Annotated in this window: 22 protein-coding genes; 14 read left to right on the plus strand and 8 right to left on the minus strand. The window is 63.1% G+C overall.

Annotation, left to right across the window (positions count from 1 at the left end; genetic code table 11):
* Positions 1-302 precede the first annotated feature (302 nt).
* The 3 genes from V1278_RS16460 to V1278_RS16470 all read left to right on the plus strand — a co-directional run bounded on the left by V1278_RS16460 (position 303) and on the right by V1278_RS16470 (position 6004).
* Positions 303-4061, plus strand: coding sequence for a tetratricopeptide repeat protein (locus tag V1278_RS16460; RefSeq protein ID WP_334381546.1), 3759 nt, complete (start codon positions 303-305; stop codon positions 4059-4061).
* A gap of 143 nt (positions 4062-4204) precedes the next feature.
* Positions 4205-5521: a hypothetical protein gene (locus V1278_RS16465; RefSeq protein WP_334384192.1), complete on the plus strand. Its 1317-nt coding sequence runs from the start codon at positions 4205-4207 to the stop codon at positions 5519-5521.
* Between the two features lie 132 nt (positions 5522-5653).
* Positions 5654-6004, plus strand: coding sequence for a DUF1488 family protein (locus V1278_RS16470; RefSeq protein ID WP_083754627.1), 351 nt, complete (start codon positions 5654-5656; stop codon positions 6002-6004).
* A 34-nt stretch (positions 6005-6038) separates the two neighbouring features.
* Here V1278_RS16470 and V1278_RS16475 read toward each other — a convergent pair whose 3' ends face one another.
* The 5 genes from V1278_RS16475 to V1278_RS16495 form a co-directional block, all read right to left on the minus strand.
* The gene (locus V1278_RS16475) at positions 6039-7433 is read right to left on the minus strand and encodes an FAD-binding oxidoreductase (RefSeq protein WP_334381547.1); all 1395 of its coding nucleotides are present in this window, start codon (positions 7431-7433) and stop codon (positions 6039-6041) included.
* Between the two features lie 1101 nt (positions 7434-8534).
* Positions 8535-8858 carry a copper-binding protein gene (locus V1278_RS16480; RefSeq protein ID WP_334374255.1) on the minus strand — a complete coding sequence of 108 codons (324 nt, stop codon included), beginning with the start codon at positions 8856-8858 and terminating at the stop codon, positions 8535-8537.
* Positions 8859-9019: 161 nt separating this feature from the next.
* Positions 9020-10000, minus strand: a complete 981-nt coding sequence (locus V1278_RS16485; protein WP_334384194.1) for a GGDEF domain-containing protein — start codon at positions 9998-10000, stop codon at positions 9020-9022.
* 220 nt (positions 10001-10220) lie between these two features.
* Complete coding sequence (fliP, locus tag V1278_RS16490) at positions 10221-10976, minus strand: flagellar type III secretion system pore protein FliP (protein ID WP_334363709.1); 756 nt, start codon at positions 10974-10976, stop codon at positions 10221-10223.
* Positions 10973-12019 (minus strand): flagellar biosynthetic protein FliO, encoded by a 1047-nt coding sequence (locus V1278_RS16495; protein ID WP_334381548.1) that lies wholly within the window; start codon positions 12017-12019, stop codon positions 10973-10975. The genes fliP and V1278_RS16495 overlap by 4 nt, the downstream gene beginning before the upstream one ends.
* Before the next feature lie 434 nt (positions 12020-12453).
* On the opposite strand from V1278_RS16495, the gene flgB reads away from it, so the two are divergent.
* The 11 genes from flgB to V1278_RS16550 all read left to right on the plus strand — a co-directional run bounded on the left by flgB (position 12454) and on the right by V1278_RS16550 (position 22125).
* On the plus strand, positions 12454-12864 hold the full coding sequence (flgB, locus tag V1278_RS16500) for a flagellar basal body rod protein FlgB (RefSeq protein ID WP_334381549.1): 411 nt from the start codon (positions 12454-12456) through the stop codon (positions 12862-12864).
* Positions 12865-12890: 26 nt separating this feature from the next.
* On the plus strand, positions 12891-13316 hold the full coding sequence (gene flgC, locus V1278_RS16505) for a flagellar basal body rod protein FlgC (protein ID WP_028348649.1): 426 nt from the start codon (positions 12891-12893) through the stop codon (positions 13314-13316).
* A gap of 16 nt (positions 13317-13332) precedes the next feature.
* A complete protein-coding gene (fliE, locus tag V1278_RS16510; protein ID WP_028348650.1) occupies positions 13333-13644 on the plus strand; it encodes a flagellar hook-basal body complex protein FliE in 312 nt (103 codons plus the stop codon).
* 142 nt (positions 13645-13786) lie between these two features.
* Complete coding sequence (gene fliQ, locus V1278_RS16515) at positions 13787-14050, plus strand: flagellar biosynthesis protein FliQ (RefSeq protein WP_057860162.1); 264 nt, start codon at positions 13787-13789, stop codon at positions 14048-14050.
* A gap of 14 nt (positions 14051-14064) precedes the next feature.
* On the plus strand, positions 14065-14835 hold the full coding sequence (gene fliR / locus V1278_RS16520; RefSeq protein ID WP_334363705.1) for a flagellar biosynthetic protein FliR: 771 nt from the start codon (positions 14065-14067) through the stop codon (positions 14833-14835).
* 70 nt (positions 14836-14905) lie between these two features.
* On the plus strand, positions 14906-15979 hold the full coding sequence (gene flhB / locus V1278_RS16525; RefSeq protein ID WP_334381550.1) for a flagellar biosynthesis protein FlhB: 1074 nt from the start codon (positions 14906-14908) through the stop codon (positions 15977-15979).
* A gap of 148 nt (positions 15980-16127) precedes the next feature.
* The gene (gene cckA / locus V1278_RS16530; protein ID WP_334381551.1) at positions 16128-18692 is read left to right on the plus strand and encodes a cell cycle histidine kinase CckA; all 2565 of its coding nucleotides are present in this window, start codon (positions 16128-16130) and stop codon (positions 18690-18692) included.
* Between the two features lie 144 nt (positions 18693-18836).
* On the plus strand, positions 18837-19841 hold the full coding sequence (locus V1278_RS16535; RefSeq protein WP_334363702.1) for a Tim44 domain-containing protein: 1005 nt from the start codon (positions 18837-18839) through the stop codon (positions 19839-19841).
* A gap of 202 nt (positions 19842-20043) precedes the next feature.
* Positions 20044-20673, plus strand: a complete 630-nt coding sequence (locus V1278_RS16540) for a lectin (RefSeq protein ID WP_334368954.1) — start codon at positions 20044-20046, stop codon at positions 20671-20673.
* 219 nt (positions 20674-20892) lie between these two features.
* Entirely contained in the window at positions 20893-21168 is a 276-nt protein-coding gene (locus V1278_RS16545) for a hypothetical protein (protein WP_334363701.1), read from the plus strand.
* Between the two features lie 249 nt (positions 21169-21417).
* Positions 21418-22125, plus strand: coding sequence for a glutathione S-transferase (locus tag V1278_RS16550; protein WP_334381552.1), 708 nt, complete (start codon positions 21418-21420; stop codon positions 22123-22125).
* 100 nt (positions 22126-22225) lie between these two features.
* Here V1278_RS16550 and V1278_RS16555 read toward each other — a convergent pair whose 3' ends face one another.
* The 3 genes from V1278_RS16555 to V1278_RS16565 all read right to left on the minus strand — a co-directional run bounded on the left by V1278_RS16555 (position 22226) and on the right by V1278_RS16565 (position 23701).
* Entirely contained in the window at positions 22226-22585 is a 360-nt protein-coding gene (locus V1278_RS16555; protein ID WP_028348664.1) for a GFA family protein, read from the minus strand.
* Between the two features lie 16 nt (positions 22586-22601).
* Positions 22602-23276, minus strand: coding sequence for a methyltransferase family protein (locus V1278_RS16560; RefSeq protein ID WP_057846825.1), 675 nt, complete (start codon positions 23274-23276; stop codon positions 22602-22604).
* Positions 23277-23515: 239 nt separating this feature from the next.
* On the minus strand, positions 23516-23701 hold the full coding sequence (locus V1278_RS16565) for a hypothetical protein (RefSeq protein WP_334381553.1): 186 nt from the start codon (positions 23699-23701) through the stop codon (positions 23516-23518).
* Between the last annotated feature and the right edge of the window lie 64 nt (positions 23702-23765).

Below are 23765 nucleotides of genomic sequence, written 5' to 3' on the forward strand. Positions count from 1 at the left end.
CTAAGACGGAACCGCCGATGTTAGTTCCAACGCTGCGTGAGATAAATAATGCAGATCAATCATGGCACGGGCGTGATGGTGATCGCTGCGGCCCGAGGCTCGCGACGTTTGAGCGGTGACCCGGAGAAAGGTCCGGATACCGACCCATTACGATGTGTAATTGATTGAGGCCGTAGCCCATTGTCCCTTCAATGAAATCAATTGGTTGACGTTAACAAAGCCTTAAGCCGGCCAATCCAAGATTCCAACGTGCGGGCGAGAGCGCTTCGCCGAAGAATTCATCGAGGCACGAGATCTTCTGGATGGGGCGAAGGGCTGCCGCTGAAACTGGGTCGCCGGGCCGCGCATTGGCGCGGGCGGCGCGGCGTTGCCTTCACAACTATCTCGGCCAGCCCCTTGCTGTTGCTTTGTTATTCGCCGGCCTGACGCTTTCGCAGCCCAGCCGTGCCGACGATCCGGTCCGAGGGGAGGCGACCTTTACGGCCGGAGGCGGCTTCGCGCGGCTGGTATTGAAACTGGCCGAGGACGTCGAATCCGACGTTTCGACCGCGGGTTCGATCATTATCATCCACTTCAAGCGCCCGGTGGATATTCCCGTCGACAAACTGTCGGACGCGGTCCCCGATTATGTCGGCTCGGCGCGGCGCGATCCCGACGGCACCGCGATCCGGCTGTCGCTGGCGCGGCGGGCAACCGTCAACACCATGACGGCGGGGGAGCGGATCTTCGTCGACTTCCTGCCCGATAGCTGGACCGGGCCGCCGCCCCCGCTTCCTGCCGCGGTCGTTCGCGAACTGGCGGAGCGGGCGCGGGCCGCCGAGCGCGCGCTCCGCGCGCAGCTTGCGGTGGCGTCCGCGAAAAAGAAGCCGCCGGTGCGTGTCCGCGCCTCGGTGCAGCCGACTTTCGTCCGCTTCGTGTTCGAGATGCCCGACGGCGTCAACGTCTCGTCGGTGCTGAACGATCAGAAGCTGACGCTGCAGTTCAACAGCGTGCTCAATTTCGACCTGGCGGATGCGAAGGTGGCGGCGCCGCCGAACATCGCTTCGATCAACCAGCGCGCCGACGTTGATTCTTCCGCCGTCGACATTCTGCTGATCGGCGAGGTCGACGTGCATTCCTTCCGCGAGGAAAAGAACTATGTGATCGACGTCGCCTTCCAGCAGCCGGAAAAGCCGGCGCTGGCCGAGCCGCAAGCCGCGGCCAAACCGGTCGTGCCGGCCAAGCCAGGACCTGCGTCGCGGATCGCGCGCGACAAGGCCATGAAGGAATCGCTGCCACCACAGCAGCCGGCCGAGATTCCGCCCGTCACGTCGGAGATGATTGCCGAACAGGCCAGGATCGAAATCAAGCCCGTGCAGGTGAATGAAGCACCGGCCGCTGCGGAGGCCGCAATGCCTGGCCTCGAAAAGGCGCCGCCAGCCAATGGCAACGCTATCCCTCCGACCGAGAAGATGGCCGCCGCACCGGAAAAGACGTCGCCTCCGGCGGCAGTCGCGAAAGCGGCGCAGCCCGCCGAACCGTTGCAGGCCGCCGCGGCGGAGGCGCCAAAGCCCGTGGCATCCAAGCAGGCTCAGTCTTCCGCAGAGCCGCCGGAAAGTGGTGCCAAGGACAAGACCCCCGTCGTCGAGGCAAGGCGTGACAGTGACGGCCTGCGCGTGACGTTCTCCTTTGCCGCGCCGACCCCGGCTGCGCTGTTTCGCCGTGCCGACACGGTATGGCTGGTATTCGACCAGACCAAGCCGGTAGATATCGAGCCGATCCGTAGCAAGGGCGGCGCCATCATCGGCGATGTCAGCCGGCTGTCGCTGGAAAAGGGTCAGGCCGTCCGCATCCGCCTCAACCGGCCGCAGATCCCTTCGCTCGAAAGCGAAGGCCGCGCCAACGGCGCCGAGTGGACGCTGACCTTCGCCGACCGCGGGCAGACACCGCCGCTGCCGCTGATGGTGCTGCGAAATATTACTGATCCCGCGCTTGCCAATGTCACCGTGCCGCTGGCCAATCCCGGCGCGATGCACCGGCTGGTCGATCCCGACGCAGGCGATACGCTGTGGGTCGTGACCGCGCCGCCACCGACCCGTGGCCTCATCAAACGGCAGGATTTCGTCGAACTGTCGCTGTTGGAATCGGTGCACGGTGTGGTCGTTCATCCGAATTCCGATGATATCAACGCCGAGGTCGGCGCCGACAAGGTGATGCTCGGCCGGCCCGGCGGATTGACGCTGTCGTCCGCCGACGTCGCGGCCGAACGCGCCACCGCGGCGGTCAGGCCGCTGTTCGACGCCGATGAATGGCGCAAGAACCGGGAAGAAAAGTTTCTTGCCCGGCTGGATGCGCTGATCAAGGCAGCGGCCGCCGCGAGGCCCGAGCAAAAGACGCACGCTCGCCTCGAACTTGCGAACTTCTACATGTCGCGCGGCATGTATCAGGAGGCGAGAGGGGTGACCAACCTCATCCTCTCCGAAACCAACCCGGGGAACGAAGACGGCGCCGTGCTGATGGTGCATGCGGTCGCCAGCATCTTGATTGGCCATCCCGAACACGCGCTGAAGGACCTTGCCAATCCAGCGATCGGCAACGGCTACGATTCCCAATTGTGGAAAGGGTTCGCGTTCGCCCGCCAGGAAAAATGGGTGGACGCGCGTGAAAAGTTCAAGAACGCCGAATTCTCGATCGCCGCGCTGCCGCTGGAACTGCAGCGAATCATCATCACCGACGCGATGCGGGCCTCGCTCGAGGTAAAGGATTATGGCGGGGCCTCGCGGCGGCGCAGCGAGTTGGAAGTGATCGGCATTCCCAACGAGATGAAGCCCGAGATCGCCGTGCTGCGCGGGCGTCTTGCCGAGGCGTTGGGGCACGACAAGGACGCGCTCGACGCCTACAGGTTCGCGGCGCAATCCAGCGACCGGGAGGCATCGGCAGAGGCGAGTCTGCTGCAGGCCCTGCTGCGGCACCGGCGCGGCGAGCTCGGCCAGGCCGAGTTGATACGCGAACTGGAGACCTTGTCGGTGATCTGGCGCGGCGACGCAATCGAGTTGAAGGCATTGAATAAGCTGACGCAGCTCTATGCCGAAAACGGCCGTTATGCCGAGGCGCTCTCCGCCGCCAAGACCGCGACGAAGCTGCAGCCCAACTCCGAACTGTCGCGGCAGGGCCAGGATGCGGCGTCCGCACTGTTCACGGACCTCTATCTCGGCCAGAAGGGCGACGACATGAAGCCGGTCGATGCGCTCGCCATGTTCTATGAGTATCGCGAATTGACGCCGATCGGCCGGCGCGGCGACGAAATGATCCGGCGCCTCGCGGACCGGCTGGCTGCCGTCGACCTGCTCGACCAGGCCGCCGAACTGTTGCAGTACCAGGTCGACAAACGCCTGGAGGGCGCCGCGCGCGCGCAGGTGGCGGCCCGGCTTGCCATGGTCTACCTGGCCAACCGCAAGCCGGACCGGGCGATCACGGCGCTGCGCCTGACGCGGATCTCCGATCTGTCCGGCGAATTGCGTCAGCAGCGGCTACTCCTGGAGGCGCGGGCCCAGAGCGATGTCGGTCGCCACGACCTCGCGCTCGATATCATCTCCAACCTCACCGGCCGCGAAGCGATCCGGCTGCGCTCCGACATCTATTGGGCGTCGCGGCAGTGGCGGGAAGCTTCCGAACAGATCGAATTGTACTACGCCGACCGCTGGCGGGATTTCAAACCGCTGAATGCAGCCGAGAAGAGCGACATAATCCGTGCCGTGGTCGGCTATGCGCTGGCCGAGGATGCGATCGGCCTGGCCCGTTTCCGCGAGAAATACGCGCCCCTGATGATCGGCGAGGCCGATCGGTTCGCATTCGAGACCGCGAGCAAGCCGGCCGCCTCCAATAGCGCCGAATTCGCGCTAATTGCCAAGATGGCCGCCAGCGTCGACACGCTCGACGGCTTCATCCGTGAAATGAGGATCCGCTTCCCGGATGCCACCGCCCGCGCGCCGCTGTCGCCGGAAATCTCGCGGGGCGAGCCGGTTCACACCGGCGCCTTGCCGCCGATTGCCGGCATCAGGCGGATCGGCGCCGCAAGATAGCGCCAACTTCGTTCCCTCGGTGAATTGCTCGCAGTTTGAAGTCGGAGACGGTTTGCTCGCCCGAGCACCGATGCGTTTTCTGTGGCGTGGACCCAATGCCCTTCCGGCACGTTATCGCAGGGCAGGGTCGGTCGAAGCCAGCCATGGAAACACTTGAGGCTTATCTCGACAGGAAACACGAGGAAATCACGTTGCTGAACGGTTTCCTCGACACTCCTTTGGCGCTGCGGCATCCGACCTCGGTGGTCGAGGTGATTGAACAAAAATTTCACATCGCCGCAGCCCTGAAGGCCCAGCATGCGCTGCACGATTGGGCGTTCACGGAAACAGCCTGGGCACATCCGGGCCGGCTGCGCGCTGGGCCGTTCACGTTCAGCTACGATTATCAGCGCGCAGACCTCGAAGTGCGCGGCCCATCCTTTTACGACCATTCGACATCGGCGAACCAGACCATCTATACGTCCTCGGGGATGGCGGCGATATCGGCACTGCTGCTGGCCTTCGCACGCTTGGCATCTGAGGCGGACATCCTGGTTTTGCCTGGCGCCTATGGCGAGACCCTCGAGCTGATCGAAAATCATGCACGTCAGTTTCGCCTGGTCCCGCTGAAAAGCTCTCCGGACGAGGTCGCCCTTTGTGCTAATCGACCGCGAATTCTTCTGTTCGATTCATGCACGCCCGCTGCCGCATTCGAGGCGACCCTCCGTTGCGCAAGGCCGCGCCTCGATCTCGTAATTTTCGACACGACCTGCTTCTCGACGGGCTCGGGGCGAATCCGCCGGGTTGTGAGCTGGGCACGGCGTTGGAAAGTCCCGATCGCGCTGGTGCGCAGCCATACCAAGCTTGATTCCCTCGGGGTGGAGTACGGCCGGCTCGGCTCGGCGGTTTTCGTCGCCTGCGAAAAGCGCGTCGCCCCGGCCAAGCAGGAGCGGCTGGAGGACCTCGCCAACGAAACGCGCAATGCCGTGCGACTGTTCGGCGGCGCGGCGGTCCCTGCGCATTTCCCGCCCTACGTCGGAACGAAGGCCTATCGGGCTCTGACTGACAGGCGGATGGCGGCCATTTTGCGCAACAGCAGGCGGACGGCGCGCTGTTTTGCATCCGGGCTTGCCGGCTCGTCGGCGGAGCTGCATTTCGCGCACGGTCTCTATGTCACACTGGCGCCGAAGCGAATGCTCGACGAGAAGCAGACGAAGCAAGTGGCGGCGGATTTGTGCGACGACCTGCGAAGAGCCGGATTGCCGCTGCGGCATGCGGGGAGTTTCGGCTTTGATTTCGGCGCAGCGGAGTGGTTTCGCGATACCTCATGCAATCGCCACGTGGTCAGGATCGCGGTGCCCGATCTTCCGACGCTGCTGTGGGACCAGGTCGCTCGGGCCGTGATGGAATGGTGGTCGGCGCACGAGGGGGAGCCCCAACAGCCATACCGCGGCGCAGACGACCACGCCTATTCCAAATGAGCCCGAGGACGTAGCAAGGTAGTGGATTTGGTCGCAGCTTCGGCCAATTTTTGACGTGTTGGCGCATTACGAAAGCTTCGGCGCCCTCTCACCCGATTCTAGCCACGCCTACCGTTCAAAGCTGATCGTCGAATGCCGTTGACCCGGGACAGAATTGTTGGACATGACAGAGAACGCCTTGCGTTCAAGTTCACCATGCTGAACGACGGCGAGACGGTCGAATGCCAGATCAGCGATGCCGCGATGGATGAACTCGGAGGTGTCAGGGGCACCGAGAGCATCGCAAGGCAGGCGCAGTTCGTGGCCTTGCGGGACGCGGTGGAGGAGATCGCGTCCGATCTCTTCGACAAACTGCCGCCCGTCAAAGGCCGCGTCATCCGGATATTCACCAAGCATATCCCGACACAGCCGGCTCCGGACAACTTGCCACCCGGGCCGCCACCTGCTTCTGCGGCCGACGATCACCTCGGCATCAGTTCGTAGCCCTGACGCTCGATAAGCGATCGCCAAACGCCTTTCACACCGTAAAAATTCGCCCAGGATTCAGGATGTTCTTCGGGTCGAGCGCGCGCTTGAGCGTGCGCATGGTTTCGATCTCCTCTTCGGTGCGGCTCATTTTCAGATAGGGTCGCCTGAGGATGCCGATGCCGTGTTCGGCCGAGATCGAGCCGCCGAACTCGCCCGTGAGGTCGTAGACCAGCTTCTCGAACTCATCGTGCTTGTCAGGCGTATGTTCGTGATACACGCTGGGATGCAAATTGCCGTCGCCGACGTGTCCCATCACGATGGTGAAGGCTTGCGGATCGATCGCTTTGACGCGTGCATCCAGCGTATCCGCATATTCCTCCATCCTGTCGATGGCCACACTGACATCGAACCCCATCCGTGCCGTGAATGGAAAGCTGCGACCGAGTTCGACGCTGGAATCGCGGATGCGCCAGATCGCAGCCACGGACGCGTTCGAGGTCGAAAGCGTGGCGTCGAGGATCAAATTATCTCCCATCGCCGTCTCCAGCATCTTCTCGAGGCCGTCCCGAATGCGTTCAGCGTCGCTTCCTGAGGCCTCCAGCAGCACATAGAAGGCATGGTGGGTCGGCAGCGGGCCAACCACCCCCTTCACACGCTCGACGGTCTGGCGGTAGTAGGCATTCCACATCACTTCGAATGCGGTCAATTCGCCGCCGAGACTTTGCCGCGCCAGCTTCAGGAATGCCATGACCTGGCCGAACGAGGGCAGGGCGCACAGCGCCACCTGCCGCTCCGCCGGCGCGGGAAAGACACGCAGCGCAGCACGCGTCACGACGCCGAGGATGCCTTCGCTGCCGATGAAAAGCTGCTTTAAGTCGATGCCGGTGTTGTTCTTGATGTATTTGCGCAGCCCCTTCAGAACGGTGCCGTCGGCGGTGACGACCTCAAGGCCGAGAATCAGGTCACGCGTCATGCCGTAACGGATGACGCGGTTGCCGCCGGCATTGGTCGAGATGTTGCCGCCGATGGTGCAGCTGCCGCGCGCGCCGAGGTCGAGCGGAAACATCAGGCCGTCCTGCTCGACACGCTCCTGCAGTTTTTGCAGCGGCGTGCCGGCCTGCGCGATGGTGACGCCAGCCGAAGCATCGACCTCTTCGACGCTGTTCATGCGCTCCATCGACAGCACGATTTCGTTCGCATTCGGCAGCGCGCCGCGCACCAGCCCGGTCATGCCGCCCTGCGTCGTAACGGGGACGCCTTCGCGGTGACAGAGCCGCAGCAGCACGGAGACGTCCTCCGTCGTTCTGGGGCGAACGACTGCGCGCGGTTTGGGCACCGGATTGCCGGTGAGGTCGTGGTGATAGCGCGCGTCGATGTCAGCGCCTGATAGCACCGCGCCCTTGCCGAGCGCGTTGTGCAGTTCGTCAATGAAGCCCTCGGACATGCCCTGCCTCTTCTTCATGTGGAGTTTGGCCGAAGCTATACATGCGGCATTCCTGAGATGAAACCCGGTCCAGCCGCAATCGCGGCATTTTCAGGAATTAGGAAAGTCGCGCTCTGAAGGCGGCGATCAGTGTGGTTGTCGCCGGGGGACCCTGTGCGGAGCCTTCTTGCCGCGCGACTTCGGCATCGGCGGGGTGACGGTAGGGCTGATGGTAGGGCTGTCCTGCCGCTCGGGCTCGATCGAAGTGATCTGGTTGCAGGTGTCGCACTTATAAACGTAGACGAGAGGACGCAGTCCGATCCGGGGCAGCTTTCCGATCTGGACCGTACCACCGCCGCAGATCTCGCAGCGCGGCGGCAGACCGGTTTCTGAAGGCTGGGCGGGCATATCGAACTATCGCTGAAGCAACAAACGACTCAATTCAGCAATGCTGGTTGCCGATTGTATCCTAATCGTGGACAGAAAGTCCGTAAGACTACGAGGTCGTGCCACTCATTCGCCGCCGGCGTCCGTGTTTTGCCACCAAATCGACCCCGGCCGGGCATCCAAACAACACACCGTGCGGTGCAAAGTCGGAGCACCAGCGCGCCAGCACACAAAAAGTTCGCCGGATCGAATCCGGCCCGATTGTGTATTTGTGAGGCGTGCAAAATGTCTTCCACCAACGGTCGCGACACATCGATGCAAGCAGCGCTGGCAACCGCAGAGGCCGCCGCGTCCCGCCCATCGCCCGCAGACAGGTTTAATGTTGATCGGGAAGGGCCGGCGAAACGCGCCGTCAAACTCTTGGCGCTGCAGCTACGATTCCAGAAGTTGAACGAGTATTGCGACGAGGCGGCCGCCGAAATTCGCGCTTCGCTCGAGCGGTCGCCGCGCTAGCGGGTGATTTGCGGCAGATCAAGGCAACACCGGCCCGATTGCCTTGAGGTGCGTTTATGCCGAGCGGCTCCTTGATCCGGATGGGGCGGCTCAGGTGACGACGAGGCCCGGACTCCCCAAGCAAAATGACGTTTCGAAGGAAACGTCATTTGCCTTAGGGCACTCCGGGCCTCGCTGTCTTTGATCGAAGCAATGCATCACAAAGTGGGATGCTGCTTCGCCTCACTTCTTCTCGATCTTGGTGACCGCGTCCGTCTTGTCGATCTTCGTGATGGTCTTGGTCCCCGGCGTGTCGTTCACGGCGAAGGTGACCCTGTCGCCGGCGTGCAGGGCGTTCAGCCGCGCGCCATCCTGGATCTTGAATTCTTCGGCTGCAGCGCCGGTATTCGCGCCAGTGGTGCCTTCAGGCATATCCTTGATGGTGATGGTGCCGCTGATCCGGTCTATTCTGGTCACCATTCCCGTACGCGGTTGCTGGGCAAGAGCCGACGTCCCGGCGATGCTGAGGGCCGCGGTGGCAGCCATAATCATCCCTGCGATTTTCATGAAACACTCCCGGCTGTAGGGCGTCTGCGATAAGCCAGGATTGCGGCATTAGTTCCACGCCGGAGCGGGATAGCGACTTTTTCTCCCGTACGAATTAAGGCAACTCTGCAAACGACACAGGATGAAGGCGCGGTTCTGTTAAATCAGAACGGATAAAGCCTTTAGGCCGCGCCGGCCTCTGGCTCGAGCTCGGTTTCCGTTACCGTGCGGTTGCGGCCGAGTCGCTTGGCTTGATAAAGCCCGCGGTCGCAGCGCTCGATCATGGCTTCCGCGGATTCGGCGAGGCGGAATTGCGACACGCCTATTGATACCGTAATGCTGCCGATCTCCTTGCCCGTCGCACGGCGTGTCAGCTTCGCTTCGGCAATGCGCCGGCGAACGCGTTCGGCAACGGCCGTGCAAGCCTGCAGATCGGCGCCCGGGAGTACCGCGATCAACTCCTCGCCGCCGTAGCGGGCGGCGAGATCGACTTCGCGAACGCCTTCCTGCAAGACCTTGGCGACCAGCCGAAGCACCTGATCGCCGACCTGGTGGCCATAATCGTCGTTGAATTTCTTGAAGTGATCGATGTCGATCAGGAAGACGCTGAGCGGCTCGTCCTTTTCCATCGCTGCGATCTGGGCGAGGCGAAGGAATTCATCCATCGAGTGGCGGTTGGCCAGCCCGGTCAGCGCATCGGTGTTGGAGCGTTGCTCGGCCGCTTTGAGCGAGTCGCGGATGCTGTCCAGTTCCTCCGACGTGGCGGCGAAATTCGCCTCCAGCTTGGCGGCCCGGGCCGTCGCCTTTGACAATTCATCAACCAGTTTTGCAATGATCGTCCGGGGATCGCCGGTACCAGCAGCCTCGGAAGACACTTCACCGAGCGCCTCGATGTGGCTGCGGTTGTCGGTGACGGCAGCGTTGAGGAATTGCTGCGCGGTCTCGATCAGCCCGCCCAATTGATCGGGAAGGTCGCCAAACGGATCGGCACCGGCCTGCGCCACATAGGTAACATAGAGTTCGTGGTTGGTTGCCGCGTCGAATTTGCGCTTGCCCGCAATCAGAATGTCGATGGTCTTTCGCAGCGCCAGCGAACTGCCCAGGGAATATTCGAACCAGACGGCGAAATTGGTGGGGGTGGGAGGGACCGACTGCTGCGACATCAACCGCATAGCCCGGTCGGCAATCGTCGTGGCGTATTCGACGTCCATGTCGCCGATCGGCTGGCCTGCCATTTCTAATCCGGTGATGCGTTTGGTAAGTCAGTTCCTGGCATCCATTGTGCACGAAGGAACTAATCTCACCTTAAATTCGCTGCGAAACTCCGCTGCAAATACGTAACCAATATTGACCTATTTGCCACGGAACCGGCAGAAATCGCCGCTAACTCCCACCGTAGCTCTGCACCAGGCTTCCTGCCACCAGCGACCAGCCGTCCACCAGCACGAAAAAGATCAACTTAAACGGCAGCGACACCACGACCGGCGGCAGCATCATCATACCCATCGACATCAGCACGGATGCGACTACGAGATCGATGATCAGGAAGGGGAGGAACAGCAGGAAGCCAATCTCAAAGGCGCGTTTCAGTTCGGAGATCATGAAGGCAGGGACCAGAATCCGCAGCGACAGGTCTTCCGGCGTCGCTGGCGGCGGCTCGCCCGAGAGGTCCACGAACAGCTTCAGATCCTTTTCGCGGACATTCTTCTGCATGAAGCCGCGCAGCGGCACAGAGGCCTTTTGCAGCGCTTCCTCGACGCCGAGTTCGTTGGCGACCAGCGGCTTGATGCCGTCGTCATAGGACCTCTGCAGGACGGGGCCCATCACGAAAGCGGTCAGGAACATCGCAAGCGCAATGATCACGGAGTTGGGCGGGGCGGTCGCGGTGCCCAGCGCCGTGCGCAGCAGCGACAGCACGACGACGATCCGTGTGAACGACGTCATCATGATCAGGATCGAGGGCGCGATCGACAGCACCGTCAACAGCGCGATCAACTGGATCGCGCGCTCGGTCACCCCGCCGCCGCCCTGGCCGAGATTGATGCTGATATCCTGCGCCAGCGCCGGATCGGCGAGCGATCCGGCGACGGTCAGGATTAAGAAAAATAAAACTCTACGCGGGGAAGTCGCCGGCCTCACGAAGGGTTCTTCGGACGGCCCAGCAATGACGCCATCTCGTCTTCGAGGTTCTCGAAGCCGCTCTTCTGCGGAGCGGGTGTGGGAGGAGCGGGGGGTTCGCTGCGGGAGGTACGGGCAGGCGGCGTTTCCGGCGCTACCGGCGGCGCCACCGGTTCGGCCGGCCGGCGCAGGGCGGCCTCCAGCCGCTGCGCCATCTCGGCGAGATTCTGGTCGGCGCTCGACGGCGCGGGGGGTGGAGGGGGTGGAGGCGGCGGCGGCGCCGCGGCGCGTTCGGGGGCTCGAACCGGGGCCTCGCGAACGGCAGGTATCTCGCGGACAGGCGGCGCCTCGCGGCCTGTCGGTGCCTCGCGGACTGACGCTGCCTCACGGACCGTCGGTGCCTCGCGAACTGGCGGCGCCTCACGGACAACCGGCGGTGCCTTGGGCAGCTCACGCTGCGGCAACTCGCGCTGCGGCCGCGGCATCAGCGGTTCGTTGCGGGTCAGGCGCGGCGGAGCCGCTTCGGGACGACCGGTGATCGATTCCGGCGCAAAGCCCGTCAATGGATCGCTACGACGCTCCGGCGGCGGCGCGGGCCGGCGGAGATCGTCTGCGAAGGAGGGACGTGCGGGTCGCGGCGGCGGCTCCGGCATTTGCGGTTCGGCGTGGTGATCGAAGCCGTCGGTCGGTCGCAAATCGGCTCTCGCCGCTTCCTCGCTCCAGGCGGCATCGGGCAGCGGCGCGATCCGCGGCGGCTGCTCGCCGACCGCCGGGCGTGGCGCCATCTGATCGCGATTGGGCATTGCGCGCACGATGTTGGGTTCGACCACGATGTCGCTCGGACCGCCGATCATCAGGAGATGCTCGACATTGTCGCGCCGTACCAGCACGAGGCGCCGGCGGCCGTCCACGGCGGCGGCGTCGATCACGGCAAGCCGCGGCATCCGCCCGCGCTGGGTGTTGGCGCCGAGGCGGTTGTTGGCGAAGCGGCGGACCAGCCATGCGGCCACGCCGATCAGCGCCAGAACGGCGATGAATGCGAAGAGGAATGTCAGTGTCTGCATTCTTTAGTCCCCGGCCACGGGCCGTTCTCTTGCTGCTGGCTTCGACGAGTGCGGTCTTAGGTCTTCCGGTCCGAGCATGTTCCCTTTGGGAAAGCGGTTCCCGTTTGCGGGATCATGCCCTGAACGATCCGCAACCGGCGAATCATGCCCGAGATCGGCCTTATTTCTTAATCCCCACGGCGAACGCCGCCATCCGGGTTAATTAATAGACCAAGAATCGTTTGACCCAAAACGACTTCTGAGCGCCCCACGCCGGGTGGTTGCTGCTGGTTAACGCAGTTTTCGTGGCGAAAATGCGCTCATTTCGTCGCTGTCAGCGGGCATTGGCCGACGTCCACGGCCGCCGGGCGCGATTTTAACCAGCCGTTAACCATACACCGGGCAAATTCTGCCTACCTCGCGGCGTCTGCCAGAGGTTAACGGGGAACGGCTCGATGGCCATCAACGATCTTCCGATCCTGTCGGCGCTGCGCACCAAGATGCAATGGCACCAGGAACGCCAACGGGTGCTCGCCGAAAACGTATCCAACGCCAACACCCCGAATTTCAGGCCGAGCGACCTGGTTGAGCCGAAATTCGACAACAAGGGCACCGATGTCGGCGGCGCGATGGGCTCGCTCGCCATGCTGCGCACCAGTGCCACCCATATCGGCGTCTCCGGCGGCCGCCAGAGCTTCAGGGGGGATGGCGGCAGGAGCGGCTTCTTGACCAAGCCTGCCGGCAACTCGGTCAATCTGGAAGACCAGATGATGAAGGTCTCGGCCAACCAGATGGATTACGCGGCCGCCACTTCGCTCTACAGCCGCAGCCTCGGCCTGCTCAAAACCGCCATCGGAAAGCGCTGACGCGGCGCGATTAGGAGAACCCGATCATGGCAGATGATGGAAGCGATTTCGCCCGCTCGATGAGCATCGCGACCTCCGGCCTGCGCGCACAGGCGGGGCGGATGCGGGTGATCTCGGAAAACATCGCCAATGCGGACTCCACCGCGCCATCGGCGGGCGGCGATCCCTATCGCCGCAAGGTGCCGACATTTTCTTCGGCGCTCGACCGCACGCTGGACGCCCGCGTGGTGACGCTCGGCAAGGTCAGGGCTGACCAGTCGGCGTTTCGCGTCAAGCACGAGCCGAGCAATCCGGCGGCGGATGCTGCGGGCAACGTCAAATATCCGAACGTCAATCCGCTGGTCGAAATGACCGACATGCGCGAGGCGCAGCGGTCCTATGAAGCCAACCTCAACATCATCAGCGCCACACGCCGCATGATTCAACGCACCCTCGATATCCTCAAGGCTTAAACAGGAACCATAGAAAATGGCTTCACCGACCGTTGCAGCAAACGCCTACGCCGCGCTTTCGCGCATCATGGAATCCGGCGGTGCCGAGAAGGGCGGCCAATCCACCGGCGGCCCGTCCTTCAGCGCGCTGCTCAAGGACGCGGTGGGAAGCGTGCTGGATGCCGGCAAGAAATCCGACGCCCAGACCATGGCGATGACCGCGGGCAAAGCCAATGTCATGGACGTGGTGACGGCGGTCGCCGAAACCGACGTCGCGGTCTCGACGCTGGTGTCAGTGCGCGACCGGGTCATCCAGTCCTACGAAGACATCATGAAGATGCCGATCTGACGTCCCTTGGGACGTCATCCCGGGGCGATAGTTTCGTCATTGCGAGCGTAGCGAAGCAATCCATCGAGCCACAGAAAGATGGATTGCTTCGTCGCTTCGCTCCTCGCAATGACGGTCGAAAGTTCGAACAAGGAAGCTTGCTATGACCGGTGCCGAAACCCTCGACGTGGCGCGCGATGCGATCTGGACCATCGTGGTGGTGTCGTCGCCCTTGATGGTGATTGGCCTGGTGGTCGGCGTCGTGGTGTCGCTGTTCCAGGCGCTGACGCAGATTCAGGAACAGACGCTGATCTTCGTGCCGAAGATCCTCGCAATCTTTGTCACGCTGCTGCTTGCCCTGCCGTTCATGGCCGATTCGCTGCACGGTCACATGATGCGGATATCGTCGCGAATCATAGGCGGTTGATGCATTGTGAATAAATGCGTGTCGACATATCGCTGCTGCCGGCCCTTGCCGCCACCTTCATGCTGGTGTTCGCCCGCGTGGGGGCCATGGTGATGCTGTTGCCGGGATTTGGCGAGAGCAATATCCCGGTGCGCATCAAGCTCGCGATCGCGTTGCTGTTGACGCTGATCATCCTGCCGCTGCACCGCACCGCTTACCAGGTCGACCTGACCTCGATGACGGCGATCGGGGTGCTGCTGGTGCACGAGATCGCCATCGGCATCGTGCTCGGCGCCACGGCGCGCGTGACGCTGGCGGCGCTTGCGGTGGCAGGCTCGGTAATCGCCCAGCAGCTCGGCCTCGGCTTCGTCACCGCCGTCGATCCGACGCAAGGGCAGCAGGGCGTGCTGATCGGCAACTTCCTCTCCATTCTCGGCATGACGCTGCTGTTTGCCACCGACACCCATCACCTTGTCATCGCGGCGCTGAACGAGAGTTACCGGATCTTCTCGCCGGGCGAGCTGATGCCGAGCGGTGACGTGGCGGCGCTTGCCACGCGCGCCTTCGCGACCGCGTTCAAGATCGGCATACAGCTCTCCGCGCCGTTTCTGGTGTTCGGCCTCGTCTTCAATATCGGCCTCGGCGTGCTGGCGCGGCTGATGCCGGCGATGCAGGTCTATTTCGTCGGCGTGCCGCTGTCGATTATGGTGGGCTTTCTGATCTTTGCGCTCGTCCTCACCGGAATGATGGCGACTTATCTCAACTACTTCATCGGCGTGATGCACGAATTGACGCCGCTGAAATAGAGCATGATCCGGAAAAGTGGGTGCCGGTTTTCCGAGAAGATCATGCTCAAACAAAAACTAGAGCGCCACGATGTCCGACGATACCGACGACAAAACAGAAGACCCTACGCAAAAACGTCTCGACGATGCGCTTGCCAAGGGCGACGTTGCCAAGAGCCAGGAGGTCAACACCTGGTTCATCATCGCGGGCGGCACACTGATATTGTCGACGTTCGCGGGATCGATCGGCGGCGGCATTCTGATGCCGCTGCGTAACCTGATCGCCAATGCAGGCCAGCTTCGCGCCGACGGCGCGGCGCTGCTCGCGCTCGGCAACACGCTGGGTTACGCCGTGCTCGGCGCGATTGGCGTGCCGCTGCTGATGCTGGCCCTTGCCGCGATCGCCGGCAATATGATCCAGCACCGGCTGGTGTGGTCGTCGGAATCGCTCAAACCGAAGTTCAGCAAGGTATCGCCCGGCGCGGGGCTGAAACGCATCTTCGGCAAACAGGCGGTGGCGAACTTCGCCAAAGGGCTGTTCAAACTGATCGCGCTCGGCTCCGTCATGATGGCGGTGCTGTGGCCCGAGCGTCATCGGCTGGAATCGTTCCTGATGTTCGATCCTTCGGCGATCCTCGACGTTACCACCAACCTGACGCTGCAGTTGATGGGTGCGGTGGTGGCGATGCTGGCGGCCGTCGCGATCGCCGATTACTTCTTCCAGTACCGGCAATGGTACACGCGGCAGAAGATGTCGCTGCAGGAGATCAAGGACGAGTTCAAGCAGTCCGAAGGCGACCCCCACATCAAGGGCCGTATCAGGCAGTTGCGCGTGCAGCGGATGAAGAAGCGCATGATGGCCGCCGTTCCCAATGCCAGCGTGATCATCACCAACCCGACCCACTATTCGGTGGCGCTGTCCTACGATCGCGGCATGGCGGCGCCGGTTTGCGTCGCCAAGGGCGTCGACAACATCGCGTTCAAGATCCGGGAGATCGCCAAGAAGCACGACATACCGATCGTGGAGAATGTGCCGCTGGCGCGCGCGCTTTACGCCACCGTCGATATCGACGAGGAGATTCCGGTCGAGCACTATCACGCGGTGGCCGAGATCATCGGCTATGTCATGCGCCTCAAGAACGGGTTTGCTAACCGAGGAATGTGAGGGGAACCGCTGGAAAAACGCCTTGAAATGCCTTCAACCTGTCAAATAACCGCCTGATGGACTTGCGCTTGCGGGTCCGATTCAGGCACTCAGGAGCGGCGCGCGACCCCGCGCGTCACCTCCTTGCCGACGGGCAGTGCCTCTTCAGATGACCGCCGAAACCGACAGCCATCCGCCCACCGAGCCCTTCGCGGCCCACGAGCCGGCGCGGCGGGGCGGTAGCATCGTGCTGGTGTTGCTGGTGGCCGCCGGCATCGTCGCGGTGGCGGTGGCCCTGATGACCATCGGCCGCGCCCAGGCTCAGCCTTATATCCTCGGCGTGCTGGCCCTTTTGGCTATGGTCGGCCTGTTCAATCTGTTCGCCTTTGCCGCCGGTATCATCCGCTTCACCGACCGCGGCGCCGACGATCCGGTAATGGGCCGCATCGCCGATCACGCCTATGACGGGCTGGCGGTGACCGACCCCAAAGGCCATGTGGTCTATTCCAACGCCGCCTATCTGGCGCTGACCGGAGCTGCCACCGTGCAGGACGTGCGGCCGGTCGAGCGCGTCTTCATCGGCAATCCCGACGTCTCCGAAGCCGTGTTCCGCCTGCTCAAGGCCGCCCGTGAAGGCAAGCGGCAGCAGGAGGAGGTCCGCATCGCCGGCTCTGACGGCGCGCAGGGCCGCTGGCTTCGGATGCGGGTTCGCCCGCTCGGCCAGGGCAAGCGCGAAGCAAAATACGCGGTGTGGTCGATCGCCGACATCACGCGGGACCGCGAGCGTCAGGAAGATGTGTTCCGGGAACTGCAGCACGCGATCGAATATCTCGATCATGCGCCATGCGGCTTCTTCTCGGTCGATCCGGCTGGCGACGTCATCTATGTCAACGCCACGCTGGCGAACTGGCTCGATTACGATCTCGCCGAGATCGGATCCGGCGGGTTGAAGCTTAACGATATCGTCTCCGGCGATGGCGCCTCGCTCCTGACCTCGATCGTGGCGGTACCCGGCGAGGTCAAAACCGAAGTGTTCGACATCGACCTGCGCATGCGAGGCGGCAAGACAATGCCGGTGCGGCTCTACCACAAGCTCGCCTTCGGCGCCGACGGCTCGCCGGGTTCGTCGCGCACGCTCGTGATCAGCCGCACGCGCGACGAGCATTCCGACCCCGAACGTGCCGCCGAAGTCCGCTTCATGCGGTTCTTCGACCATACGCCGATGGCGATTGCGACGGTGGACCGCGGCGGCACGGTGGTGCGCGCCAACGCCCGCTTTGCCAAGCTCGCGCAAAGCCTGAGCTCGGACGGCGCGGCGAACAAGTCGATCTTCCGCACGGTAAATGCGCGCGACCGCAGCCTTCTGATCTCGGCGATCAACCAGGCGGCCGAAGGGCAGGGCGACATCGCGCCGGTGGAAGTCATGCTCGACGGCGCCAAGGAGCGCTGGGGGCAGTTCTTCGTTACCGCCGTCGAGGAGGACGAGCGCGACACCGAAGCGGCCATCGTCTATCTGCTCGAGACCACCGAGCGGCGCACGCTGGAAAACCAGATCAATCAGTCGCAGAAGATGGACATGGTCGGCCAGCTCGCCGGCGGCATCGCGCACGACTTCAACAACGTGCTGTCAGCCATCATGATGGCGAACGATTTCCTCTTGAACGCGCATAAGCCGACCGATCCGTCGTTCCAGGACATCATGCAGATCAAGCAGAACGCGACCCGCGCGGCGACGCTGGTGCGGCAACTGCTCGCGTTCTCGCGCCGCCAGACGTTGCGGCCGCAGGTGCTCGACCTCGGTGATGCGCTTTCCGACCTCACCATGCTGCTGCGCCGCCTGATCGGCGAGAAGGTCAAGCTCGACCTCGTGCACGGCCGCGATCTCTGGCCGGTCAAGGTCGACGTCTCGCAGTTCGAACAGGTGGTCGTCAATCTTGCGGTCAATGCGCGCGATGCGATGCCCGATGGCGGCAAACTGACGGTGAGGACCGCCAACGTGACGGTGGACGAAGCCGCGCAGCTTTCGCACAAGGGCATGCCGGCCGCTGATTACGTGCGGATCGACATTTCCGATACCGGCACCGGTATCCCGGCCGACATCGTCGACAAGATCTTCGAGCCGTTCTTCTCGACCAAGGAGGTCGGCAAGGGCACCGGGCTCGGTCTCTCCACGGTGTACGGCATCGTCAAGCAGACCGGTGGCTTCGTCTATGTCGACTCCACGCCCGGCGAAGGTACCACGTTCCGCATCTTCCTGCCGCGTCATCGGCCCGAGCTGGAAGCGCAGCCGGAGGCGCCCGCCGCCAATGGCGCGGCCAGGGAAGGGGCGGCCGGGCTGCCGAAGCCGCGGCCCGACCTGACCGGGCAGGGCACTATCCTGCTGGTGGAAGACGAGGACGGCTTGCGGTCGTTGAATGCGCGCGGTCTGCGTTCGCGCGGCTATAGTGTGATCGAGGCCTCCAACGGCATCGAGGCGATGGAGGCGCTGGACGAAAAGGACGGTGCGGTGGACCTCGTCGTTTCCGACGTGGTGATGCCGGAAATGGACGGTCCGACGCTGCTGCGCGAAATGCGCAAGCGCAATCCGAATTTGAAGATCATCTTCGTCTCAGGTTACGCTGAAGAGGCTTTCGACAAGAGCTTGCCGGAGAACGAACAATTCGCCTTCCTGCCGAAGCCGTTTGCGCTCTCCGCGCTGGTCGAGAAGGTCAAGCAGACGATGACGGCCTCATAAAATCCGCGCCGAAAGCCTGCTGCATATGGTGAATGCCGAGTTTACGGCCAAATCGTCACATCCCCGCGACTGAGGGCCGCAGCCGCCGTTCCCGATATTTGCTTCACTTTTGGCTGGCTCTGCCCATCTTAGGGGCACTTCCCCATGGAGGGGAATGAGGAAAAAGACATGAATTTCACGCAGACTGCGCGCGGAATTGTACGGGCGATGGCCATCGTCCTGTCGGTGGCGGTTCCATTGGCGATCACAATCGAAGCGGCTGACGCCCGCGTTGGCGGCGGCGGCAGCTCCGGTTCGCGGGGATCGCGGACCTATTCGGCGCCCCCGAGCACGACCACCGCTCCGGGCACGGCGCAACCCATGAACCGCACCTTTACGCAGCCAGGCACCCCTGCAGCGGGCGCGCCGGCCACGGCTAACAAGGGTGGCTTCTTCAACCGGCCCGGCATGGGCATGCTCGGCGGCCTTGCCGCCGGCTTCCTCGGCGCCGGCCTGCTCGGCATGCTGTTCGGTGGCGGATTGTTCTCCGGCCTCGGCGGCCTGTCCTCGATCATCGGCCTGCTACTGCAGATCGCGCTGATCGTGATCGTGGTGCGTCTGGCCATGTTGTGGTGGCAGCGCCGCAATGCGCCGGCCTCCGCCTATGCCAACGCGCCTGCCGCCAGTGGGCCTGCTGAAGGCCCCGGTGCCCAGACCAGCTTCCGCTCCGGACTGGGTGGCTTTGGGCTGGGTTCGAGCCAGCCGGCGCTGGAAATCCAGCCGGCCGACTATGAAGCGTTCGAGCGGCTGCTTGGCGAGGTTCAGGCCGCCTGGTCGAACGAGGATGTCGCCAAACTGCATACGCTGGCGACGCCGGAGATGGTGTCCTACTTCTCCAAGGATCTCGAGGAGAACAAGGCCCGCAACGACGTCAACAAGGTGTCCGACGTCAAGCTCTTGCAGGGTGACCTCGCGGAAGCCTGGCGCGAAGGCGAAACCGACTACGCTAGCGTGGCGATGCGGTTCTCGCTGGTCGACAAGACCCTTGAGCGCACCACCGGCCGTTTGGTCGCGGGCAGCGAAACCCCGATCGAGGCCACCGAAGTCTGGACCTTCGCCCGCCGCCGCGGCGGCGACTGGGAACTCTCGGCGATCCAGCAGACGAACTGATCGCCTGCATCAACACGAAGAAGGCGCTGCGGTTTGTTCCGCAGCGCCTTTTTCTTTGCGGGAATGCATGCTCCATTTCGGGCTTCCCCTGCCGGAATAATGATTGCGGCCGCGTGTTGATGAGACACGGCCCACAACAGGGAGGTCTTCAATGAACAGCTTCGCCCGGATCATCTCGCCGGCGTGCTTCGCCCTCGCCGCCATGTCGATTCTCGCAAGCGAGCCTGCGCATGCGCAATCCGCCAATACCAGCTTCTTCGTGACCAGCAACGGCATCGGCAATGGCGGCAATCTCGGCGGTCTTGCCGGCGCCGACAATCATTGCCAGACGCTGGCGCAGGCCGCCGGTGCCGGAGGCAAAACCTGGCGCGCCTATCTCTCAACGCAAGGCGCCGACGGGGCGCCCGCGGTGAACGCCCGCGACCGTATCGGCAAGGGGCCGTGGCAGAACGCCAAGGGTGCCGTGGTTGCCAAGGATGTCGCCGAACTACACGGCGCCAACGGCCTCACCAAGCAGACCGCCTTGAGCGAGAAGGGCGAGGTCATCAATGGCCGCGGCGATACGCCCAATCGCCACGACGTGCTGACGGGATCGCAGCCGGACGGCACCGCGTTTACCGCCGGCGAAGATCGCACCTGCAGGAACTGGACGAGTTCGACGCAAGGCGCCGCAATGGTCGGACATTCCGATCGCGTGGGACTGCGCGACGACGACGCCTCGAAATCCTGGAATTCGTCGCATCCCTCGCGCGGGTCCGACGGCGGCTGTTCGCAGGCCGACCTGAAGAGCACCGGCGGCGACGGGCTGTTCTATTGCTTCGCGGCGAATTGACGGGCGGCGGTTTGCGCTCGCGCGGCGAGTGACACAAACAGGATCGACCAATCGAGTCCTTCGCACGAAGGTTACGTCCAATGACAGTTCCGCAACATCGGTGCCCTCTCGATGTCGCGGAACTTGTTCAGGCTATTTTCTTGCTCGTGCAATCCGGCTGTCGATCGCGGAACTGCTGAGTGCTTGGCGAGTTGCCAATCGGCATTCGGAGGCCCTGCAATGAAACGGGTCCTTGTCGCGTTGGCTTTTACCGTCTTGGCAACGCCGCTGGCGCTGGCCGGCAACACATCGTCGAACTCCAGCTCTAACTCGTCGAATGGCGTGCACACCCGCGTCGATACAATCACCACAGACGACGGCCGCGGACGGACATTTTATCAGCGGCGCAGCGTCCGCATCGACGCTGATCGCGGACGACCGACATACAAGCGCTACGGCGTTCGCGAAGGCTACGGCCCTATGCGCCGCTGGCACCGTGACGATGATGATGATTGAAGCCATTTGCGGCCGATCCGGTACCTGACGAGGAGGGCGTCCTCGGGTCGACAAATTTCCCGGGCGCTCGGCGCTGAAGCCCGTCAATTCTAGAGTTTGTCGATCAAAGCCGCCCCAGAGGCGGCTTTTTCTATTTGCGCGGCTTTCGGAAGCTTTCCCGTCCAGTCCAGTTCCGCAGTGTCTGGCGTGACGAACGAATGGCGGCATGATTTGTTTGGCCTGTCAGTCCGGATCCAGGAGGCGCCTTCGATGCATTACGAGCTTTATTACTGGCCGACCATTCAGGGCCGCGGCGAGTATGTGCGTCTTGCGCTGGAAGAGGCGGGCGCCGGCTATACCGACGTGGCGCGCCACGGCAACGGCATGGCGGCGATGACGCGCATGATGGAAGTCGGGAAGGGAACGCCGCCCTTCGCGCCGCCGTTCCTGAAAGCCGGGAAGCTCGTGATCGGGCAGACGGCCAACATCCTGCTCTATCTCGGATCACGGCATGGGCTGGCGCCGAAGGCGGAAGCCGGCAGATTATGGGTGCACCAACTACAGCTCACGATTGCGGATCTGGTGCTGGAAGTTCACGACACCCATCATCCGCTCGGTCCCTCGCTCTACTACGAGGAGCAGAAGGTCCCGGCGAAGAAACGCACCGATGAATTCTGGAACGCGCGCGTGCCGAAATATCTCGGCTATTTCGAAGATCTGCTGCAGGCCAATGGCGGGACATATATCACCGGCCGCCGCCTGACCTATGTCGACCTGTCGCTGTTTCAGATCGTCGAAGGCCTGCGCTATGCATTTCCAAAACGGATGAAGGCCTTCGAGAGCGAAATTCCTTGTCTCGTCGAACTGCGCGACCGCGTCGCGGTCCGGCCGAACATCAAGGCGTATCTGGCGAGCGATCGAAGGATTGCATTCAACGAGGACGGTATTTTCCGGAGATACAAGGTGCTGGATACTTGATGCTGTCATTCCGGGATGGTGCGCTAGCACCAGACCTCAGGCGCGCAATTGCGCACCGTAGTTTGATGCGACGCATCGCCCCGGAATGACCGCACCGCCGTCACATGTTCCTCCCATCCACCGGCGTCATCTTCAACTTCGACAGTTCGATGCCGTCGAAGCAGCTCACATTGACCGCCACCACGTCGGTGCCGTCGGGCTTCTTGCCGCGTGCGAAGACGTCGACGCCGCAATCGACGCAGAGCTGGTGGTGGATCGCGTGCTTGTTGAAGAGGTACTCTTTCAGATTTTCCTCGCCGGCGCGGAGATGAAAACTCTTCGGGTCGAGGAAGGTGAAATGCAGCCCCTTCTTGGTGCAGATCGAGCAGTTGCAAGCGGTCACCATCGCCAGATCGGTGGTGCATTCGAAGCGTACCTGCCCGCAATGGCATCCGCCGGTATAGGTTTTGCTGTCGGGCATCTCTCCGTCATCCTTCTCACCAAATTCCAGGCACCAGACGATAGCGCACGCGGGCGGCGTAGTCAGCATAGCCCGGGAGCCCTTCGACCAATGCGCGTTCCTCGATGCGGGCGCGAATGGCGAACAGTACGGCGAATACCGGTGCGAACGCCACACCCCACCACGATCCGAGGAGCAACGGTATTCCGATGAAGTACAGCATGACGGCGCTGTACATGGGATGGCGGATGAAGGCGTAGGGCCCGCTCGAGATCACGCGTTGGTGGCGCGCGGCCTGCACTTTCACGACCGGAGCGGCGAACGAGTTTTCGCGGAACACCCACATGATGAACGCGATCGAGAGTAAAAACATCGCAAGGCCGAGCGCCTGCAGCAGCAGCGGAACATCGGAGGCATCGGCCCGCCGGTCGAGGCCGATCGCGACGAGCCACATCAGCAGCGCCGCGACAAATACCAGCATGAATATCTTGTCGGCGGTGGGCTGGTCGGCCTGAAATTTCGGCCGCATGCGCTCGGCGAGCAGCGCGGGATCGGTCTTGGCAAGCCACAATCCGCAGGCAGGCCCGAGGATCGCACTGACGATCAACATCACCCACGCCCCCGGCCAGTCCAGCGAACCGGCCGCGGCGAACAATAGCGCGCCCATGCCGACGACGACGATGGTGTTCTGCAGCAGAAGTTTTGCGATCATGCGCGGGCTCCATTGGCCCCACGCGCAACAGGATCGCGCATTTTTTCGGCAAACTTGCGGCGCTGAGGTGGGGAAGGGTACCCGCTTCCTTCGCCTGTCATCCCCGCGAAGGCGGGTATCCAGTACGCCGCGGCCTATCGGCTCAAGGCGACGTCTCTGGAATACTGGTTCACCCGCTGGAGCCTGTCATCGGGCTACGCGCCGACCCGTTGGCGGGTGACGACAACCGGATGGTTGGCTCAAGCCAGTCGGTCGATTCGCGTTCCCTGACCCGGCGGCAGGGGAGCGACCAGTGTCGGCCGCGGCGTGCGGGTGCCGTCGGCGGCAGCGCCGTTCTGCACGTCGGGGGTCTTGTCGGGAGCCTTGAACACGGGGACTTCGGGCGCTTTGACCACCACCGTTGCGGGGACAGCAGAGACATTCATCGGAAGCATCCTATTGGTTGCCTCCCACACTGGCCGGGTTGAAACGAACGGTTGGTGAATCCGG

The organism is Bradyrhizobium sp. AZCC 1577, assembly GCF_036924575.1.
Taxonomy (GTDB): Bacteria; Pseudomonadota; Alphaproteobacteria; order Rhizobiales; family Xanthobacteraceae; genus Bradyrhizobium.

What these genes read in the sequence shown, in the direction of transcription:
- V1278_RS16460 (WP_334381546.1), top strand. Translation starts at nt 303, where the DNA reads ATGGGGCGAAGGGCTGCCGCTGAAACTGGGTCGCCGGGCCGCGCATTG.
- V1278_RS16465 (WP_334384192.1), top strand. Translation starts at nt 4,205, where the DNA reads ATGGAAACACTTGAGGCTTATCTCGACAGGAAACACGAGGAAATCACG.
- V1278_RS16470 (WP_083754627.1), top strand. Translation starts at nt 5,654, where the DNA reads ATGCCGTTGACCCGGGACAGAATTGTTGGACATGACAGAGAACGCCTT.
- V1278_RS16475 (WP_334381547.1), bottom strand. Translation starts at nt 7,433, where the DNA reads ATGTCCGAGGGCTTCATTGACGAACTGCACAACGCGCTCGGCAAGGGC.
- V1278_RS16480 (WP_334374255.1), bottom strand. Translation starts at nt 8,858, where the DNA reads ATGAAAATCGCAGGGATGATTATGGCTGCCACCGCGGCCCTCAGCATC.
- V1278_RS16485 (WP_334384194.1), bottom strand. Translation starts at nt 10,000, where the DNA reads ATGTCGCAGCAGTCGGTCCCTCCCACCCCCACCAATTTCGCCGTCTGG.
- V1278_RS16495 (WP_334381548.1), bottom strand. Translation starts at nt 12,019, where the DNA reads ATGCAGACACTGACATTCCTCTTCGCATTCATCGCCGTTCTGGCGCTG.
- flgB (WP_334381549.1), top strand. Translation starts at nt 12,454, where the DNA reads ATGGCCATCAACGATCTTCCGATCCTGTCGGCGCTGCGCACCAAGATG.
- flgC (WP_028348649.1), top strand. Translation starts at nt 12,891, where the DNA reads ATGGCAGATGATGGAAGCGATTTCGCCCGCTCGATGAGCATCGCGACC.
- fliE (WP_028348650.1), top strand. Translation starts at nt 13,333, where the DNA reads ATGGCTTCACCGACCGTTGCAGCAAACGCCTACGCCGCGCTTTCGCGC.
- fliQ (WP_057860162.1), top strand. Translation starts at nt 13,787, where the DNA reads ATGACCGGTGCCGAAACCCTCGACGTGGCGCGCGATGCGATCTGGACC.
- fliR (WP_334363705.1), top strand. Translation starts at nt 14,065, where the DNA reads ATGCGTGTCGACATATCGCTGCTGCCGGCCCTTGCCGCCACCTTCATG.
- flhB (WP_334381550.1), top strand. Translation starts at nt 14,906, where the DNA reads ATGTCCGACGATACCGACGACAAAACAGAAGACCCTACGCAAAAACGT.
- cckA (WP_334381551.1), top strand. Translation starts at nt 16,128, where the DNA reads ATGACCGCCGAAACCGACAGCCATCCGCCCACCGAGCCCTTCGCGGCC.
- V1278_RS16535 (WP_334363702.1), top strand. Translation starts at nt 18,837, where the DNA reads ATGGAGGGGAATGAGGAAAAAGACATGAATTTCACGCAGACTGCGCGC.
- V1278_RS16540 (WP_334368954.1), top strand. Translation starts at nt 20,044, where the DNA reads ATGTCGATTCTCGCAAGCGAGCCTGCGCATGCGCAATCCGCCAATACC.
- V1278_RS16545 (WP_334363701.1), top strand. Translation starts at nt 20,893, where the DNA reads ATGAAACGGGTCCTTGTCGCGTTGGCTTTTACCGTCTTGGCAACGCCG.
- V1278_RS16550 (WP_334381552.1), top strand. Translation starts at nt 21,418, where the DNA reads ATGCATTACGAGCTTTATTACTGGCCGACCATTCAGGGCCGCGGCGAG.
- V1278_RS16555 (WP_028348664.1), bottom strand. Translation starts at nt 22,585, where the DNA reads ATGCCCGACAGCAAAACCTATACCGGCGGATGCCATTGCGGGCAGGTA.
- V1278_RS16560 (WP_057846825.1), bottom strand. Translation starts at nt 23,276, where the DNA reads ATGATCGCAAAACTTCTGCTGCAGAACACCATCGTCGTCGTCGGCATG.
- V1278_RS16565 (WP_334381553.1), bottom strand. Translation starts at nt 23,701, where the DNA reads ATGAATGTCTCTGCTGTCCCCGCAACGGTGGTGGTCAAAGCGCCCGAA.